Genomic DNA, 17,078 nt, shown 5'->3' with positions numbered 1-17,078 from the left:
GAACGCCCTCAGAGGCAGCCGTGCAGTGCGTCGAGGAGCCGCGCGGCGCGGGTGTCGGTGTCCTCGGAGCGCATCTCGTTGGTGACGAACGAGAAGCCCAGCTCGTGCTCCGGCCAGACGCCGTGGCGCCCGCCGCCCGCGCCGCTGTGCCCGAACGCCTCGGCGACCGGGCCGTAGGTGCCGATCGGGTCGGCCAGCTCGAAGCCGAGCCCGAACCGCAGTGGCCGGTCGTTGACGGCGTCGATCCCCTCGGACCGGGTGCGGGTCGCGGCGGCCAGCGCGGGCGCCGGGACCAGGGGATCACGGCGGTCGGCGAGACGGCCGTAGATCCGGGCCATCGACCCGGCGCCACCGACGCCGCCACCGGCCGGGGAGCCGGACGTCCGGTAGGCGGGGGAGTTGACCAGCTCGGGGTCGTCGGTGAGCACCCGGTACATGCGTTCGACGATGCGCCGCCGCACCGGGTCGGTGAGGAACGTGGACAGCCGGTAGCCGGGCTCGCGCACGATCCGCGCCATCCGCAGGGCCTCGGCGTCCGGTGTCCGCAGCGCGACATCCACCCCGGGCAGCGTGGCGAGCTCGGAGGCCACCAGCGCCGCGGTGTCGCGGCCGGTCGTGCGCCGCACCAGCTCGTCGACGAGGTGGCCGAACGTCAGCGCGTGGTAGGCGACCCGCGTTCCGGGCTCCCACAGCGGGGCCTGACCGGCCAGCGCCGCCGCACCCGCCCGGGTGTCGAGGACGTCGACGTCGTCGTCGGCGACGTAGGGCAGGCCCGCGGTGTGGGCGAGGACCTGGGCGACGGTCGTGGCCTCCTTGCCGCGGACGGCGAACTCGGGCCAGTAGCGGCCCACCGGGGCGTCCGGGTCGAGCACCCCGCGCGCGGCGAGCAGCGCGCACACCGTGGCCGCCAGTCCCTTCGTGCCGGAGAACAGCACGGCGGTGGTGCCGGCGTCCCACGGCCGGCCGGTGACGGGGTCGGCGAGGCCGCCGTACAGCTCGACCAGCGGCTCCCCGCGCCGGACGACGCTGAACGCGACCCCTCCGCGGGAGTCCGCCAGGACCTCGGCGAACGCCTCGGCCACCGGTCCGAACCCGGCCGCGAGGGTCCAGGCGGGGGTCCGGACGGCCCCGGCGCTCACGCCCCGACCCGCATCGTCGGCGTGTGCTCGAGCAGCTCGACGGTGTAGTCGTGCCGCGGGCGGGCCAGGACCTCGTCGACGGTGCCCTGCTCCACGATGCGTCCCCGGTGCAGCACCGCGATCCGGTCCGCGACGTGCCGGGCCAGCGCGATGTTGTGGGTCACGAACAGCATCGCCGTGCCCAGCTCGCGGCGCACTGCGGCCAGCAGGTCGAGGATCGCGGCCTGCACCGACACGTCCAGCGCCGAGGTGACCTCGTCGCAGATCAGCACGTCCGGTGCGGTGACCAGCGCTCGGGCGATGGCCGCCCGCTGGCGTTCCCCGCCGGAGAGCCCGCCCGGGTAGCGCCCGGCGAACGAGCTGTCCAGACGCACCTGGCCGAGCATGTCGTGCACCCGGTCGCGGCGCTGCCCGGCGTCGAGGTCGGTGAGCCGCCGCAGCGGCACCTCCAGCGAGCTCCCGATGGTCCGGCGCGGGTTCAGCGAGGCGAACGGGCTCTGGAACACGTACTGCACGCCGCGCCGCTGGGCCGGCGTCCGGTCGAAGCCGAGCGCCTCGCCGCGCAGCGCGACCGAGCCGTCGTCGAGCTCCAGCAGCCCCGCGAGCCCGCGGGCCAGCGTCGTCTTCCCCGAGCCGGACTCGCCGAGCAGCATCAGGCACTCACCGGGCGCGAGCTCCAGGTCGACGCCGTCGAGCACGGTGGCGCGCCCGTAGCGCTTGGACACCCCGCTCACCGCCAGCAACGGCCGCCCGTCCGGCGCCGGTGCCGGGGCGTCGCGTTCCGGCGCCGAGTGCAGGTCGGGCACCGCCGCGATCAGGCCGCGGGTGTAGGAGTGCTGCGGGGCGTGCAGGACCTGCGCGACCTCGCCGGTCTCGACCACCTCACCGGCGCACATCACCGCGACCCGGTCGGCCAGCTGCGCGACGACGGCCAGGTCGTGGGTGATGTAGAGCGCCGCCGTCCGGGAGCGGGTCACCAGCTCCCGGACGGTGTCCAGGACGAGGTCCTGGGTCGTCACGTCGAGCCCGGTCGTCGGCTCGTCGAGCACCACCAGGTCCGGGCGGCAGGCGAACGCCGTCGCGATCCCGACCCGCTGCTGCTGGCCGCCGGAGAGCTGGTGCGGGTAGCGGCGCAGGAACGCGTCGTCGCCGGGGAGCCCGACGTCGGCGAGCACCTCACGGACCCGCCCGGTCCGCTCCGTCGTGTCCATCGCGGTGTGCTCGGCCAGTACCTCGTCGATCTGCCGGCCCACCCGCAGCAGCGGGTTCAGCGACAGCGCCGGGTCCTGCGGCACGTAGCTGAGCAGGCGCCCGCGCATCGAGCGGATCGACGCGGCGGGCAGCGCCAGCAGGTCGTCGACCCGCTCGGTGTGGCCGTCGAAGGCGATCCGGCCACCGGTGCAGGTCAGGCCCTCCCGGAAGTGGCCCAGCGCGGCGAGTGCGGCGGTGGTCTTGCCGGACCCGGACTCGCCGACCAGGGCCAGGATCTCGCCGGGCGCGATCGCGTAGTCGACGCCGTGCAGGACCTCGCGGCCGCCGGTGGTGGCGATCCGAAGGTCCGTGCAGCGCAGCGTCGGCGACGTGGCGGGCGATGTGCCGTGCACCGTGTCGGTGGTGCTCATGCGGTCGCCTCCACGCTCGTGTCGGCGGACGCGCGCGCCAGCCCGTCGGTGATCATGTTGGTCCCCACGGTCAGGATCGCGATCGCGGCCACCGGGAGCAGCACGCCCCACGGGGCGACGACGAGGGCGATCCGGTTCTCGTTGATCTGCAGGCCCCAGTCCGCGGCCGGTGGCTGCACACCCAGGCCGAGGAACGACAGCGAGGCGATGTAGCCGATCGAGTAGGTCAGCCGCAGGCCCAGCTCCACCATCAGCGGGCCGGTGATGTTCGGCAGGATCTCGGTGGTCAGGATCCGGCGCCGGGGCATCCCGTACATCCGGGCGGCCAGCACGTAGTCCTGACCGGCCACCGACAGCGTGGCCTGCCGGGCGACCCGGGCCACCCGGGGGATGTGCGTGATGCCGATGACGAGCACCAGGAGCCAGCCCGACGAGCCGAGGACGGCCACCGCCAGGAGAGCGAGCACGAGCTGCGGGAACGACAGGAGCACGTCCCCGCCGCGCATCACCAGGCTGTCCAGGCGGCCGCCGCTGTAACCGGCGACCATCCCGGCCAGCGCGCCGCCGACGAGCCCGATCGCGGTCGCGGCGAGTGCGTAGAGCAGCACCGGGCCACCGCCGGCGAGGAAGCGGGTGAGGACGTCGCGCCCCAGGTCGTCGGTGCCGGCCGCGCCGTCCGGGCGGAACGGCTTGCCCACGAAGTCGCCGACGTCGTGGCCGGTCAGCAGTGGGCCGAGGACGGGCCCGAGCAGCGCGACGGCGACGACCACCAGCGTCAGCGAGGTACCGATCTTCACCTGACGGCGTCGCCAGGTGCGGCGCAGCAGCCCGGCCGCCGGGGCCGGTGCCGCCGTCTCCACCGGCGGAGGCGTGTCCACGGAGTCCTGTTTGGTGTCGGTGCTCATCGGGTCCCTCCGGTTCGGATCCGCGGGTCGGCGACGATGCCGACGATGTCCGCGGCGAGGTTCACCAGGACGTAGAACGCCGCGATGATCAACGTGATGGCCTGCACGACCTGCACGTCACGGGTCGCCACGGCGTCGATCAGGGCCTGCCCGATACCGGGGTAGCGGAACAGGAACTCCACCACCACGACGCCGCCGGCCAGCCAGGCCAGCTGCATGGCGAGCACCTGCGCGATCGGGCCTACGGTGTGCGGGACGGCGTGGCGCAGCACGACCGTCCGCTCGGGCAGCCCCTTGAGCCGCGCCATCTCCACGAAGCCGCCGTCGAGGGCCTCGGACAGCGTCGTGCGGGTCATCCGGATCACGTACGGAATCACCACCAGGGCCAGCGTCAGCACCGGCAGCACCAGCTGGGCGGGCTGGGACCAGACCGGCTCGCCCGGGCGGGACAGCGTCACCGACGGCAGCAGGCGGAACACCGAGGTGGACAGCAGCACCACCAGCAGCACGCCGATCACGAACTCCGGCAGCGCCGCCAGCACCAGGCTGACCCCGGACACCGCCGAGTCGCCGCGACGGCCGCGCCGCACCGCCGAGTAGGTACCCAGCGCCAGCGCCACCGGGGTGCTGATCACGGCGGTGAGCAGCAGCAACAGCCCGGACGAGACGAGCTTGCCGGCCAGCAGCTCCGACACCGGGCCCTGGGTGGCCGCGGAGAAGCCCAGATCGCCGGTGAGCACGCCGCCGAGCCAGTCCAGGTAACGCTGCCAGACCGGCTGGTCGAGCCCGAGCCGCTCGGACAGGGCCGCGACGCGTTCCGGGGTGGCCTGCTGGCCGAGGATGGCCCGCGCCGGGTCGCCGGGGAGCAGCAGCGTGGCCACGAACACCAGCACCGACACGATCAACAGCACGAGCACGCTCACCGCGAGCCGGCGCAGCACCATCCGCACCAGCAAGGAGGGTCCACGGGAGGTCGCCGCGCCCGGCGTCGTGACCTGTTCGGTCGTACTCACTGCGTCGTTGTCACTCACTGGCCCACCCACGCCTTCCGGAACTCGTAGCCGGACAGGGACAGCCCCGTCCGGTTGGGCACCAGGCCGCCGACGTAGCTCTGTGTCGCGTCGACCCGGTCCGGGAACGACCAGATCAGGTAGCCGCCGCGCTCATACTCGATCCGCTGTGCCTGCGCAACCATCGCCGTCCGCCGGGTCGCGTCCATCTCCGACCGTGCGCGCCGGATCAGCGCGACGTACTCCGGGTCGGTCCAGTGCGTCTCGTTGAACGGGGCCTCCGGCATCGAGCTGGACGCGGCCTGCGGGAGGTAGTTGCGGGTGTTCCAGAACGACTGGGCGAACTCCCAGCTCAGGTACTGGTCGGAGAAGAACGTCGAGGTGTCGACGCGGCGCAGCCCGATCTCCACCCCGGCGTCGCGGGCCTGGGTGGCGAGCACCTGGGCGGCCTCGACCGTCCCGGCCTGGATCGGCGAGGTGACCAGCTCCAGCGACAGCCGCGGTTTCCCGGCCGCGGCGAGCAGGTCGCGGGCCCGTTCCAGGTCCTGCTCCCGGTTCGGGACCGAGCGCAGATAGTCCCGGTCGAAGCGGGAGTAGAGGTCGTTGGCGGTGACGCCCTGGCCGCTGAGCACCTGGTTGACCATCTCCGCGCGGCCGGCGATCAGCCGCAGGGCCTGGCGGACCCGGACGTCGTCGAACGGGGCGACGTCGACGCGCATCGTGAACGGCAGCCAGGACGCGGTCGGCGACGTGAGCACGCGGACCGTGTCGTAGGCCTCCATCACCCCGGTCAGGGCCAGCGGGACCTGGTCGATCGCGTCCACCTGCGCGGAGAGCAGCGCGTTGACCCGGGCGTCGTCCTCTGCGAAGTTGATCAGCTCCAGGCGGTCGACGTGCGGCTCGTCCGGGCGCCAGTAGTACTCGTTGCGCAGGAACACGCTCTGCTGGCCGACGGTGAACGAGTCGAACCGGAACGCCCCGGTGCCGATCGGGCGCTCGACGTCGAAGTCGGCCGGCACGATGCCGGAGGTGTACTCGGCGACGTACTGGTCGAAGATCGGCGAGGGCTCGCTCAGCGTGAACCGCACCTGCCGGTCCCCGGCCACCGTCACGTCGCGGACCATGGTCAGGCTGGACGCGCCGGACTTCGGGTCGGCCGGGTCGAGGATCCGGCGGAACGTGGCGACCACGTCGTCGGGGGTGACCGGGCGGCCGTCGTGGAAGCGGATGCCGCGCCGGATCGTCGCGACCCAGGTCCGGCCCCCGTCGGCGGGGGTCACCGACTCGGCGACGGCCGGTTTGATCGTGTAGTTCTCGTCCCAGTGCAGCAGCGGCTCGTAGAGGTTGAGCGTGCGGGCGATGTCCGGGTTGGTGGCCGGGGTGTGCGGGTCGAGGGTGTCCGAGCTGCCGCCGCCGGTGACGCCGACGCGCAGTACTCCGCCGCGGCGGGGCGCACCGGCCTCGCGGGCTGCGGCGCCGGTGCCGCAGCCGGCCAGCAGGACCGCTCCGGACAGGCCGGCGAGGGTGCCGAGCATCCTGCGCCGGCTCAGCATCCGTGGAGCGGGACGGGGCTGGCTGTTCATCTGTTCTCTCCTGGGTCGGTGCCGCGGCTCCACTGCCGCGACGGGGGAGTGATCAGCTCGGTTGCCGGCGCACCACCGATCGGATCGCCCGCCCGGCCTCGTCGGGGGCCGGTCCCGTCAGGTCGTCCAGCGCGGCGCCGACCTCGTCCGGGAACGGCGTCGCACCCTCGGCGCCGACGTGCATCGTCATCAGCTCCTCAGTGGCGCAGAGACGGCCGTCGACGTGGAGCTCGTGCCAGAGCCGGGCCCGCTTCACGTCGCGCTCGAGCACCCCGGTCCGGACCTCCAGCTCGGAGCCCGGCGGCACCTCGCGCAGGTAGCGGACGTGCGCCTCGAGCGTGTACAGCGAGCAGCCGGTCGCGGATCGGTAGCCCGGCCCCATCCCGGCACGGTCCATCAGCGCCGTCGTCGCGTCGCCGAACACGAGCACGTAGTAGGGCTCGGACAGGTGCCCGTTGTAGTCGATCCACTCCGGACGCACGGTGTCGGTGTGGATCAGGCCGGGCTGGGTCGGCTCAGGCATGACCGGCCTCGCGGGCTGCGGCCACCGCGCGGGTCACGGCGATGATGGCCCGGTCCCGCTCGGCGACCAGGGTGGCCATGTCGCGCCCGCCGGCCGAGGCGTGCGCTCCGGCGACCATGTCGTCGCGCAGGCGCCCGGTCAGCTCGGGGGCCTCCAGCCGCGTCCACGGCGACTTCAGCGACGGTCCGAAGTGGTCGAGCATGTGGCCCATCCCGCCCTCGCCGCCGGCCAGGTGGAACGTCAGGCAGGGCCCGTGCACCGGCCACCGCAGGCCGGGACCGTCGGTGATCGACAGGTCGATCTGTTCGACGGTGGCCTCGCCCTGCGCGACCATGTGCAGCGCCTCGCGCCAGATCGCCTCCTGCAGCCGGTTCGCGATGAACCCGGGCAGCTCCCGGTCCATCTCGATCACCGACTTGCCGACGTGCCGGTAGAACGCGGCGGCCCGCGACACCGCCCACGGCGCCGTGTCCCGCCCGCCGACGACCTCGACCAGCGGGATCAGGTACGGCGGGTTGAACGGGTGCCCGACCACGAGCCGCGACGGGTCCGCGGCCGCGGTCGCCATGTCCGACATGGGGTACCCCGAGGTCGACGACGCGACGACGACGTCGTCGCCGGTCGCGGCGGCCAGCTCGGCCAGCAACGCCCGCTTGAGGTCGAGGTCCTCCGGTGCGCTCTCCTGCACGAACCCGGCCCCGTCGACGGCGTCGGCGGCGGTGGGCGCCATCTCCAGCGCGTCCGGGTCGGCGCCGGGGGCCAGGCCCAGCTCGGTGAGCGCCGGCCACGCGGCGTCGATCGTGCGGCGCAGCTTCGTGTGGGCGTCCGGGGCCGGGTCCCAGGCCCGGACCCGGTAGCCGCGGGCCAGGAAGTAGGCGACCCAGCCGCCGCCGATCACGCCGGCGCCGATGCAGGCCACGGTCTCGATGCCGGCCACCGCGGCGGCGGCGCCGGGATCGGTTCCGGGGGAGTGGACGGGCTCAGACACCGGCGCGCTCCTTCAGGCCCAGGATCTGCCGGGCACGGTCCGGCCCCGCGACGTCGGCGCCGAGCCCGCGCACGATCTCCACCGCCCGTTCGACGAGCTGGGCGTTGGTCGCCTTCACCCCGCGGGAGAGGTAGAGGTTGTCCTCCAGCCCGACCCGCACGTGCCCGCCCAGCAGCGCGGACTGCGCCACCCACGGCATCTGGTCGCGCCCGATCGCGAACGACGCGAACTGCGCACCGGCGGGCAGCAGGTTGACCATGGCGGCGAGCAGGCCCGGGTCGGCCGGGGCGCCGTAGGGGATCCCCATGCACAGCTGGAACAGCGGCGGGGCGTCGATCAGGCCCTCCTCGACGAGCGTGGAGGCGAACCAGAGCTGGCCGGTGTCGAAGATCTCGAGCTCCGGCTTCACGCCGAGCTCCTGCACCCGGCGCGCGCCGACGCGCAGCATGTCCGGGGTGGAGACGTAGAGCTGGCTGCCCTCGCCGAAGTTGAGCGAGCCGCAGTCCAGGGTGCAGATGTCGGGGAGCAGCTCCTCCACGTGCGGCAACCGCTCCAGGGCGTTCACCAGGTCGGTGCCGTCGATCGGCTTGAGCGGGTCGTCGGCGTCGATCACCAGGTCACCGCCCATGCCGGCGGTCAGGTTCAGCACCACGTCGACGCCGGCGTCGCGGATGCGCGACACCGTCTCGCGGTAGAGAGACACCGCGCGGGAGGGCTGCCCGGTCTCGACGTCGCGCACGTGGATGTGCACGACGGCGGCGCCCGCCTGCGCGGCGGCGATCGCGTCGGAGGCGATCGCGGCCGGGGTGACCGGCACGTGCGGACTCCTGCCCACCGTGTCCCCGGCCCCCGTCACCGCGCAGGTGATGATCACGTCACGGTTCATGCGTGCTCCGTCTTCTCGTGGGTCTTCTCGTCGGTGCTGTCGGTGCTGTCGATGGGTGTGGCTCCGGGGCGCAGCACGCTCCGGTCGATGAACTCGCGCAACGTGGCGCGCATACCCTCGGCCGTGGCGCCGGGCGTCCCGGCCATGACCTGGATGCCGAGGCCGTCGATCAGAGCGGTGAGCGCCCGGGTGAGGACCTCGGCGTCCGGGACGAACACACCGGCCAGGGCGCCGTGCTCCAGCGTCATCGCGACGCTGCGGTACCAGCGGTCGTAGGCGTCCCAGTACAGGGAGCGCCGTGCGGGGTCGACCGCGGACTCGGCCCACACCTGGATCCAGATCGACCACTCCCGGCGCAGGAGCGTGCTGGTGGGCAGCTGCAGATCGATCAGGCGCAGCAGCCTCTCGTGGGCGTCGGCGACCTCGCCCAGCTCGGCGACCTGCCGGTCGAACGCGAGCTTGACGTTGTGCCGCAACGCCTCGTCGAGCAGGGCCGAGCGGCTCGGGAAGTGGTAGTGGATCGTGGCCGGGCTGGTGCCGCACGCGCGGGCCACGTCGGCGGTCCGCACCTGGTGGTAGCCGTTCTCGGCGATCAGCTCCCACGCCGCGTCCAGGATCCGGCGCCGTGCCCGGGTCCCGCGGGTCTCGTTCGCCGCGCTCTCGGTGCGGGCCGCCCCGCCGGGGACGGCCGTGTGCGTGCGGGCGTCGTCGTGCCCGTGCAGCAGCCAGTTCACGGTGACGCCGGTGCGGTCGGCGATGGCGACCAGCTCCGCGGCGGTGAACCGTCGGCGCCCGGCGAGGGCCTTGGACAGCTTCGTCTCGGCGAGCCCGATGTCGGCGGCGAAGCGGCGCTGGGTGCCCGGGCCGGTCGCGACGAGGTCCCGCACCCGGGCCGCCACGGAGTCGTCGTCGGCGGCGGTCTCGGGGGCGGGCACGGAAGGATCGTAGGGACACGATTGCGGTAATCGCAAGAACTGTGCGCACGGCCGGACCGATCGCCGCAGCGCACAACGTTGTGACGGCACGTATCCGACTGGGCATTCAGTCAGGATTGCGACGACGTACGAGGGGCGGGCGTGGCACCCCGGTGGACGCTAGGGTCGGCCCGAGAACACACGCGAGGCCCGATCGAGGTGGGGAACGATGCAGTCGCTGGATTCCGGGACGGTCTGGACGCAGGGTGCCGAGGGCGTCGACGTCCCCGGCTACGACCGGAGCGGGATCACGACCGGCATCGTGCACTTCGGTGTCGGGGGCTTCCACCGTGCGCACCTGGCGATGTACGTCGACGCACTCCTGACGGCCGGGCAGGCCCGGGACTGGGGCATCTGCGGCGTCGGCGTGCTCGACGGCGACCGCCGCATGCAGAAGGTCCTCGGCGAGCAGGACGGGCTCTACACGCTGGTGCGCAAGGAGGCGGACGGGTCGCTGGCGCCGCGCGTGATCGGGTCGCTCGTCGAGTACCTCTTCGCCCCGGACGACCCGGAGAAGGTGATCGAGAAGATCGCCGACCCGGCCACCCGGATCGTGTCGCTGACGATCACCGAGGGCGGCTACGCGATCGACCAGGTCACCGGCGAGTTCGACCCGGAGGACCCGGGCATCCGCGCCGACCTGGCGCCCGGCGCGACGCCGTCGACGGTGTTCGGGCTGGTCGTGGAGGCGCTGGCCCGTCGCCGGGAGCGGGGGACCGGCCCGTTGACGATCATGTCCTGCGACAACATGCAGGGCAACGGCGACACCGCCCGCCGCGTGTTCACCGGGTTCGCCGCGCTGCGTGACGGCGACCTGGGCGCCTGGGTCGCCGACACCGTGACGTTCCCGAACTCGATGGTCGACCGGATCACCCCGGCCACCGCCGACACCGACCGCGAGGCGCTGGCCGAGCGCTTCTCGCTGCGCGACGGCTGGCCGGTGGTGTGCGAGCCGTTCACCCAGTGGGTCCTGGAGGACCACTTCGCCGCCGGGCGGCCGCCGTTCGAGGAGGCGGGTGTGCAAGTCGTCGACGACGTCGTGCCCTACGAGCTGATGAAGCTGCGCCTGCTCAACGCCACCCACCAGGCGCTGGGCTACCTCGGTTACCTGGCCGGGTTCCGCTATGTGCACGAGGTCGCCCAGGACCCGACGTTCGCCCGCTTCCTGCGCGACTACATGGACCTCGAGGCCACCCCCACCCTGCGCCCGGTGCCCGGCATCGACCTCGGCGAGTACAAGGCGACGCTGATCGAGCGGTTCGCCAACCCCGGCGTCGCCGACACCCTCAAGCGGATCAATTTCGGCAGCTCCGACCGGATCTCGCTGTTCCTGCTCCCGGTCGTGCGCCAACAGCTCGCCGACGGCGGGCCGATCGACCGGGCCGCGGCCGTCGTCGCGGGGTGGGCTCGCTACGCCGAGGGCACCGACGAGCAGCACGAGGCGATCGAGCAGCAGGACCGCCTGGCCGAGCAGCTGACCGAGCTGGCCCTGCGCCAGCGCGAGGAGCCGCTCGCGTTCCTGGGCGCGACGTCGGTGTTCGGCAACCTCGCCTCGGACGAGCGCTTCGCCGCCGCCTACACCCGGGCCCTGGAGACGCTGCACCGCGACGGTGCCCGCGCTCTCGTCACCTCACTCGTCGACGGCTGACGCGCCGAACCGGGCCGGGCCGGGCAGCTCAGCCGGTGCCGGGGGAGAACAACGCCCGCGTGTGGTCGAGCACCTGACGGAACAGCGTGCGGGCCTCGCGCTCGGACGGGTCGGCCAGCCAGGTCGTGATCGTGACCCGCAACGCGGCCATCGCCACCGCCGCGGCCGTGCGCGACTCGAGGTCGTCGACCGGGCGGCCGGCACGCTCGGCGACGGCCCGGACCAGCGTGTCCTCGACCGTCCACTCGACCGTCGCCATCCGCGGCCCGAGCTGCGGGTAGGCGCGCAGCAGCGCGATCTGCTCGTGCCACAGCGGGCTCGTGGTCAGCGCCGCGACCAGACCCTCGACGACGGTGAAGACCGCCGTCGCCGGGTCCTCCCCGGCCGGCCGGTCGCGCACCGCGGCGGACAGGTCGGCGACCATGTCCTCGTCCCAGTCGAAGAGCACGGCCTCCTTGCTGGGGTAGTAATTGAAGAACGTGCGGGCGGAGACCTCCGCGTCGTCGCACACCTCCTGCAGCGTGAATCCGTCCGGGCCCTGGGCGCGGGCGCGGGCCAGCGCGGCCGTGCGCAGTGCCCGCCGGGTGCGAGCCTTCTTCCTCGCACGCAGCCCCGGGTGCACGGTCTGTTCCGGCACGCCTCGCACCTCCCGCACTGTTCGACCGCTGGTCACCATACGGACATTCACTGCCCGGTCTGCAATTTTGCAGGGGGTGCATCCTAGCGCTAAAGTCGTGAGCACAGCCAACGATCCCGGCGGGCCGCATCCGGTCCGCCCGTCAGGCGTGGGCGTGAGGTGGAGGAGAGACGTGGTGGACCAGGAGACGGCGGACACGGGCACCGGTGAGAAGGAGGACTCGCCGCGGGTGCGCACGGCCAAGGAGCTGGCGCTGTCGTTGTGGTTCCCGACGTTCTTCGTGCTCGGCTTCATGCTGTTCTACCTGCTGCCCTTCCACGCTCCGGCTCCGAACGGGATCCCGGTGACGGTCGTCGGCAGCTCGGCGGCCCAGCAGGTCGGGGCCGAGCTGGCGCGGGCGGTGCCCGACGGCTTCGAGGTCTCCGCGGTCGGTGACGCCGGCGCGATCCGGGACGCGATCTTCGACCGGGACGCCGTCGCCGGCTACGACCCGGCATCGCACACGCTGTTCATCGCCAAGGCCGACGGCATGCAGCTCACCCAGGTGCTGCAGGGCATCTTCGCGCCGCTGAGCTCCGGCTCCGGTGCCCCGCTGACCGTCGTCGACCTGGCCCCGACCGCACCCGGCGACGGTTTCGGCACCGCCCTGTTCTACATCGCGATGGCCTGGAACATCTCCGGCTACATCGCCGTCATGATGATGATGCAGGCGCTGACCCTGTCCCGTCGTACGAAGCTCTGGGCGTTCGTCGGGTTCGGCGCCGCGGCCACCCTGATCTGCTGGATCTTCGGCATCGCGATCGACGCGATCCCGAACCACCCGGCCGTGGTGGTCGTCGGCTTCCTGCTCTCCCAGGCCGTCGCCTGGACGACGTTCGGTCTCGCCCCGTTCGTCAGGCGCGCGCTGCCCGGTGTGGCGATGGGCCTGTTCGTGCTGCTCTCGATCCCGTCCAGCGGTGGTGCCATCCCGAAGGAGATGGTGCCGTCGATGTTCCAGTGGCTGCACCACGTCATGCCGCTGGGCCAGGCGATCGACGCGGCGCGCAGCATCCTCTACTTCGGCGGCTCCGCGGTGACGGTGCCGATCCTGGGCCTGCTCGCCTGGTGGGCGTTCGGTGCGGCGCTCGTCGCGCTGGGGGTGTGGAAGGAGCGCCGGTCCTCCACGGAGGGCGAGACCTCCGCGGACGAGGACATCGAGGTTCGCGACGAGGACGAGCTCGACCGACGGGTCCGCGAAGCCGTCGCGGACGAGGCCTCGGTCGGTGGCGCACACCAGTACTCGCTGGCCGACGCGCGACTGCTCACCCACCCCGTCCCGACCCTGATCGGCCGGGTCGCCGACCCGGCCGGACACCCGGTGGCCCGGGCCCGGGTGACCGTCGTCGACGGCACCGGCGCCCAGATCGACGTCGCCACCACCTCCGAGGACGGCCGTTTCGCCGCCCGCGGCCAGGCCGAGGGCTGGGTGACGGTGCTGGTCTCCGCACCGGGGCACACGCCGGTCTCCGAACGCCTGCAGCTCTCCGGGCCGGTCGCGCACCGCAGCTTCCGGCTGGGCACCGCCTCCGACGGGGCGCGGCACGCCGCGGTCCCGGCGAGCGCCGGCGCCGCCCTGCGCTGACCCCTGTCTCCGGTCGTGCGCGGATATCGTCGCCCTGGCAGCGATATCCGCGCACGGGTGGTGTCAGTCCTCGTGGGCCAGGAGGGCGGCGCCGATGATGCCGGCCTCGTTCAGCAGGTGCGCCGGGACGATCTTCGTGCGGGTCTCGACGTAGGGCGCCCAGCGGTCGAACTTCTTGCTGACCCCGCCCCCGACGACGATCAGGTCCGGCCAGATCAGGTTCTCCACCGCCTGGAAGTAGCGGGTCAGGCGCCCGCCCCAGTCCTCCCAGGACAGCTCTTCCCGCTCGCGGGCGGAGTCGGCGGCCTTCGTCTCGGCGTCATGGCCGTCGACCTGGATGTGGCCCAGCTCGGTGTTGGGGACGAGCTTGCCGTGCGCGATCAGCGCGGACCCGATCCCGGTGCCGAGCGTCGTGACGAGCACGACGCCCTTGTTGCCGGCGGCGGCACCGAACTCGACCTCGGCCACGCCGGCCGCGTCCGCGTCGTTGACGATCAGCGCCTTGCGGCCGGTGGCGGACTTGAGGATGCCGCGGGCATCGGCGCCGATCCAGGACGAGTCGACGTTCGCCGCGGTCCGGGTCGTCCCGTGCTGGACGACGGCCGGGAACGTGCAGCCGAACTCGTCGGTCCAGCCGAAGTGGTCGAGGATCTCGCCGACCACCTTCGCCACCGCGTCCGGCGTCGACGGCTTGGGCGTCTCGACCCGCAGCCGCTCGTCGGCGAGCTTGCCCTTGTGCAGGTCGACCGGCGCGCCCTTGATGCCGGACCCGCCGATGTCGATGCCGAACCCGAGGTGCTTCTTCGTCACGTGCGTGCCTCTCTCGCTGTGTCAGCCCGACTTGAGTGCGGCGGCCACGACGTCGCGGGCCTCGTCCTGGATGCGGGCGAGGTGCTCGGGCCCGACGAAGCTCTCGGCGTAGACCTTGTAGACGTCCTCGGTGCCCGACGGGCGCGCGGCGAACCAGCCGTTGTCGGTGACGACCTTGAGACCGCCGATCGCGGCGTCGTTGCCCGGGGCGCGGGTCAGCCGGTCGGTGATCTTCTCCCCGGCCAGCTCGGTCGCGGTGACCGCATCGGCGTCGAGCTTGCCCAGGCGCGCCTTGTCCTCCCGCGAGCAGGCGACGTCGATCCGGGCGTAGGCCGGGGCGCCGAAACGGCCGGTCAGCTCGGCGTAGTGCTCGGTCGGGGTCTTCCCGGTCACCGCGGTGATCTCCGAAGCGAGCAGGGCCAGGATCAGGCCGTCCTTGTCGGTGGACCACGGCGTGCCGTCGTGGCGCAGGAACGACGCCCCGGCGCTCTCCTCGCCGCCGAACGCGATCTCCCCCGACCGCAGGCCCGGCACGAACCACTTGAACCCGACCGGGACCTCGATGAGCTTGCGGCCCAGGTCCTCGGCCACCCGGTCGATCATCGACGAGCTGACCGCGGTCTTGCCGATCGCAGCGCCACCGGGCCAGCCCGGGCGGTTCGCGTAGAGGTAGCCGATGGCGACGGCGAGGTAGTGGTTCGGGTTCATCAGGCCGCCGTCGGCGGTGACGATGCCGTGCCGGTCGGCGTCAGCGTCGTTGCCGGTGGCGATCCGGAACGGCGCGCCCTCGGACATGCGCGACACCAGGGAAGCCATCGCGTACGGCGACGAGCAGTCCATCCGGATCTTGCCGTCCCAGTCCAGCGTCATGAAGCCGAACGCGGGGTCGGTGTCCGGGTTGACGACGGTCAGGTCGAGCCCGTACCGGTCGGCGATCTCGCCCCAGTACGCGACCGACGCCCCGCCGAGCGGGTCCGCGCCGATCGTGACGCCGGCGTCGCGGATCGCGTCCATGTCCAGGACCTGGCCGAGCTCGGAGACGTAGGCGTCGAGGAAGTCGTAGCGCCCGACGTCGGCGCTGACCGCCTCGAACGACCGCCGCCGCACCCCGTGCAGCTCCGCCTCCAGCAGTTCGTTGGCGCGGTCCGCGATCCAGGACGTCGCGTCCGTGCCGGCCGGGCCGCCGTCCGGCGGGTTGTACTTGAAGCCGCCGTCGGCGGGAGGGTTGTGCGAGGGGGTGACGACGACGCCGTCGGCCAGCCGGGAGGTCCGCCCGGCGTTGGTGACGAGGATGGCGTGCGAGACGGCCGGGGTCGGGGTGAACCCGTCCCGGGAGTCGACGAGGACCTGGACGCCGTTCGCGGCGAACACCTCGGTCGCGGTGCGCCAGGCGGGCTCGGACAGCGCGTGCGAGTCACGGCCCAGGTAGAGCGGGCCGTCGGTTCCCTGCGCCTCGCGGTACTCGCAGATCGCCTGGCTGGTCGCGGCGATGTGGTCGTCGTTGAAGGTGCTGCTCAACGCCGACCCGCGGTGTCCGGAGGTCCCGAACGCGACCCGCTGCTCGGCGACCCCCGGGTCCGGGTGCCGGTCGGCGTAGGCGGCGAGCAGCTCCGGGACGTCGACCAGGTCCTCGGGCCTGGCTCGCGTTCCGGCGCGTTCGTGCACGGACATCGATGTCTCCTCCCCGGCGGCGCGGCGTCCCGCCGCTCCACCTGCAGGAGCAGCGGCGGACTCCCGGCCGCGCCGACCACCTTGCCGCATGGGCTGCGCCGCAGCACCGCCACCCGGCTGATCTCGTCGCGGCGGGTTACCCACGGCGATAGCCTCCATGCATGCGGATCGCGTCGTTGCTGCCCGCGGCCACCGAGATCGTCGGCGCACTCGGCCTGGACGACCGGCTGGTCGCCGTCACGTTCGAGTGCGACCACCCGGCCGGGATCCGCGACCGCTGCCCGGTCGTGGTGGACACCGCGCTGCCGCACGGCATGACGCCGGCCGAGATCGACGCCGTCGTCCGCGACCGTGCCGCCCGGGGCCTGCCGATGTACTCCCTCGACAGCGAGACCCTCGCGAGGGCCGACCCCGACCTGATCCTCACCCAGGACCTCTGCCGGGTCTGTGCGCTGCCCCAGGCCACCGTGGACGAGGCCCAGACGGCGATCGGCACGGACGCCCGGGTGCTCTCGCTCGACCCGCACACGCTCGACGAGGTGTTCTCGGTGATCGCCGAGGTCGCCGACGCCGCGGGCGCGGCCCCGGCCGCCGACGCCCTCCTGGCCGGGCTGCACGCCCGCCTCGACGCCATCGCCGCGGCCGTCGCCGGACGCCCGGTGCCGCGGGTGCTGGCCCTGGAGTGGACCGACCCGCCGTTCCTTCCCGGGCACTGGGTGCCCGAGCTGGTGTCGCGGGCCGGGGGAGAGGCGGTCGGGGCGATCCCGGGCGGGCGCAGCGTCGGGTTCGAGTGGTCCGACATGCCCGGCCCGGTCGACGTCGTCCTCGTCGCGCCCTGCGGCTTCGGCCTCGACGACGCCATCGCCCAGGCCGAGGCGGTCCGCGACCGTCTCCCGCCCGGGGTACCGGTGGTCGCGCTGGACTCGGCGTCGTTCGTCGTCCGGACCGGACCCCGCCTCGTCGACGGCATCGAGGCCATCGCCTGGGCCCTGCACCCCGACGCCGTCCCGGAACCCCCACCCGGGCGGGTGCGCGCCTTCGGCGCCCGTGCGCGGAAATAG

General features: G+C 73.2%; 15 protein-coding genes. 3 read left to right on the top strand and 12 right to left on the bottom strand.

Annotated features, from left to right (window positions below; translation table 11 throughout):
• Window positions 1–8 precede the first annotated feature (8 nt).
• The 9 genes from EV383_RS17170 to EV383_RS17130 all read right to left on the bottom strand — a co-directional run bounded on the left by EV383_RS17170 (window position 9) and on the right by EV383_RS17130 (window position 9,591).
• On the bottom strand, window positions 9–1,139 hold the full coding sequence (locus EV383_RS17170; protein ID WP_130290847.1) for a serine hydrolase domain-containing protein: 1,131 nt from the start codon (window positions 1,137–1,139) through the stop codon (window positions 9–11).
• A complete protein-coding gene (locus EV383_RS17165; RefSeq protein WP_130290846.1) occupies window positions 1,136–2,761 on the bottom strand; it encodes an ABC transporter ATP-binding protein in 1,626 nt (541 codons plus the stop codon). Before EV383_RS17165 ends, EV383_RS17170 begins: the two co-directional genes overlap by 4 nt.
• Complete coding sequence (locus EV383_RS17160) at window positions 2,758–3,666, bottom strand: ABC transporter permease (RefSeq protein ID WP_130290845.1); 909 nt, start codon at window positions 3,664–3,666, stop codon at window positions 2,758–2,760. Before EV383_RS17160 ends, EV383_RS17165 begins: the two co-directional genes overlap by 4 nt.
• Window positions 3,663–4,619 (bottom strand): ABC transporter permease, encoded by a 957-nt coding sequence (locus tag EV383_RS17155; RefSeq protein WP_130294607.1) that lies wholly within the window; start codon window positions 4,617–4,619, stop codon window positions 3,663–3,665. Before EV383_RS17155 ends, EV383_RS17160 begins: the two co-directional genes overlap by 4 nt.
• 74 nt (window positions 4,620–4,693) lie before the next feature.
• Window positions 4,694–6,259, bottom strand: coding sequence for an ABC transporter substrate-binding protein (locus tag EV383_RS17150; RefSeq protein ID WP_242623157.1), 1,566 nt, complete (start codon window positions 6,257–6,259; stop codon window positions 4,694–4,696).
• Between the two features lie 52 nt (window positions 6,260–6,311).
• Window positions 6,312–6,782, bottom strand: a complete 471-nt coding sequence (locus EV383_RS17145; protein ID WP_130290844.1) for a thioesterase family protein — start codon at window positions 6,780–6,782, stop codon at window positions 6,312–6,314.
• Window positions 6,775–7,719 (bottom strand): 3-hydroxyacyl-CoA dehydrogenase NAD-binding domain-containing protein, encoded by a 945-nt coding sequence (locus tag EV383_RS17140; RefSeq protein WP_130294603.1) that lies wholly within the window; start codon window positions 7,717–7,719, stop codon window positions 6,775–6,777. Before EV383_RS17140 ends, EV383_RS17145 begins: the two co-directional genes overlap by 8 nt.
• A 43-nt stretch (window positions 7,720–7,762) precedes the next feature.
• Complete coding sequence (locus EV383_RS17135) at window positions 7,763–8,656, bottom strand: beta-keto acid cleavage family enzyme (protein WP_130290843.1); 894 nt, start codon at window positions 8,654–8,656, stop codon at window positions 7,763–7,765.
• Window positions 8,653–9,591 carry a TetR/AcrR family transcriptional regulator gene (locus EV383_RS17130; RefSeq protein WP_242623156.1) on the bottom strand — a complete coding sequence of 313 codons (939 nt, stop codon included), beginning with the start codon at window positions 9,589–9,591 and terminating at the stop codon, window positions 8,653–8,655. The genes EV383_RS17135 and EV383_RS17130 overlap by 4 nt, the downstream gene beginning before the upstream one ends.
• Window positions 9,592–9,799: 208 nt before the next feature.
• Here EV383_RS17130 and EV383_RS17125 point away from each other — a divergent pair, with 208 nt between their 5' ends.
• A complete protein-coding gene (locus EV383_RS17125; protein ID WP_130290842.1) occupies window positions 9,800–11,278 on the top strand; it encodes a mannitol dehydrogenase family protein in 1,479 nt (492 codons plus the stop codon).
• Window positions 11,279–11,306: 28 nt separating this feature from the next.
• Here EV383_RS17125 and EV383_RS17120 read toward each other — a convergent pair whose 3' ends face one another.
• Window positions 11,307–11,915 carry a TetR/AcrR family transcriptional regulator gene (locus EV383_RS17120; protein ID WP_165438379.1) on the bottom strand — a complete coding sequence of 203 codons (609 nt, stop codon included), beginning with the start codon at window positions 11,913–11,915 and terminating at the stop codon, window positions 11,307–11,309.
• Between the two features lie 175 nt (window positions 11,916–12,090).
• Here EV383_RS17120 and EV383_RS17115 point away from each other — a divergent pair, with 175 nt between their 5' ends.
• Window positions 12,091–13,536, top strand: a complete 1,446-nt coding sequence (locus tag EV383_RS17115; RefSeq protein WP_130290840.1) for a carboxypeptidase regulatory-like domain-containing protein — start codon at window positions 12,091–12,093, stop codon at window positions 13,534–13,536.
• A 63-nt stretch (window positions 13,537–13,599) separates the two neighbouring features.
• Here the strand turns inward: EV383_RS17115 and ppgK are convergent, their stop codons facing one another.
• Together ppgK and pgm are read right to left on the bottom strand one after the other, a co-directional pair.
• Window positions 13,600–14,346: a polyphosphate--glucose phosphotransferase gene (gene ppgK / locus EV383_RS17110; RefSeq protein WP_130290839.1), complete on the bottom strand. Its 747-nt coding sequence runs from the start codon at window positions 14,344–14,346 to the stop codon at window positions 13,600–13,602.
• Window positions 14,347–14,367: 21 nt separating this feature from the next.
• Window positions 14,368–16,017, bottom strand: a complete 1,650-nt coding sequence (gene pgm / locus EV383_RS17105; RefSeq protein ID WP_130290838.1) for a phosphoglucomutase (alpha-D-glucose-1,6-bisphosphate-dependent) — start codon at window positions 16,015–16,017, stop codon at window positions 14,368–14,370.
• Window positions 16,018–16,178: 161 nt separating this feature from the next.
• Between pgm and EV383_RS17100 the strand changes: the two genes are divergently transcribed.
• On the top strand, window positions 16,179–17,078 hold the full coding sequence (locus tag EV383_RS17100; protein WP_130290837.1) for an ABC transporter substrate-binding protein: 900 nt from the start codon (window positions 16,179–16,181) through the stop codon (window positions 17,076–17,078).

Source organism: Pseudonocardia sediminis, from assembly GCF_004217185.1.
Lineage (GTDB): Bacteria > Actinomycetota > Actinomycetes > Mycobacteriales > Pseudonocardiaceae > Pseudonocardia > Pseudonocardia sediminis.
Note: the sequence above shows the minus strand (reverse complement) of the source record. Positions and strands in the feature narration are given on the sequence as shown.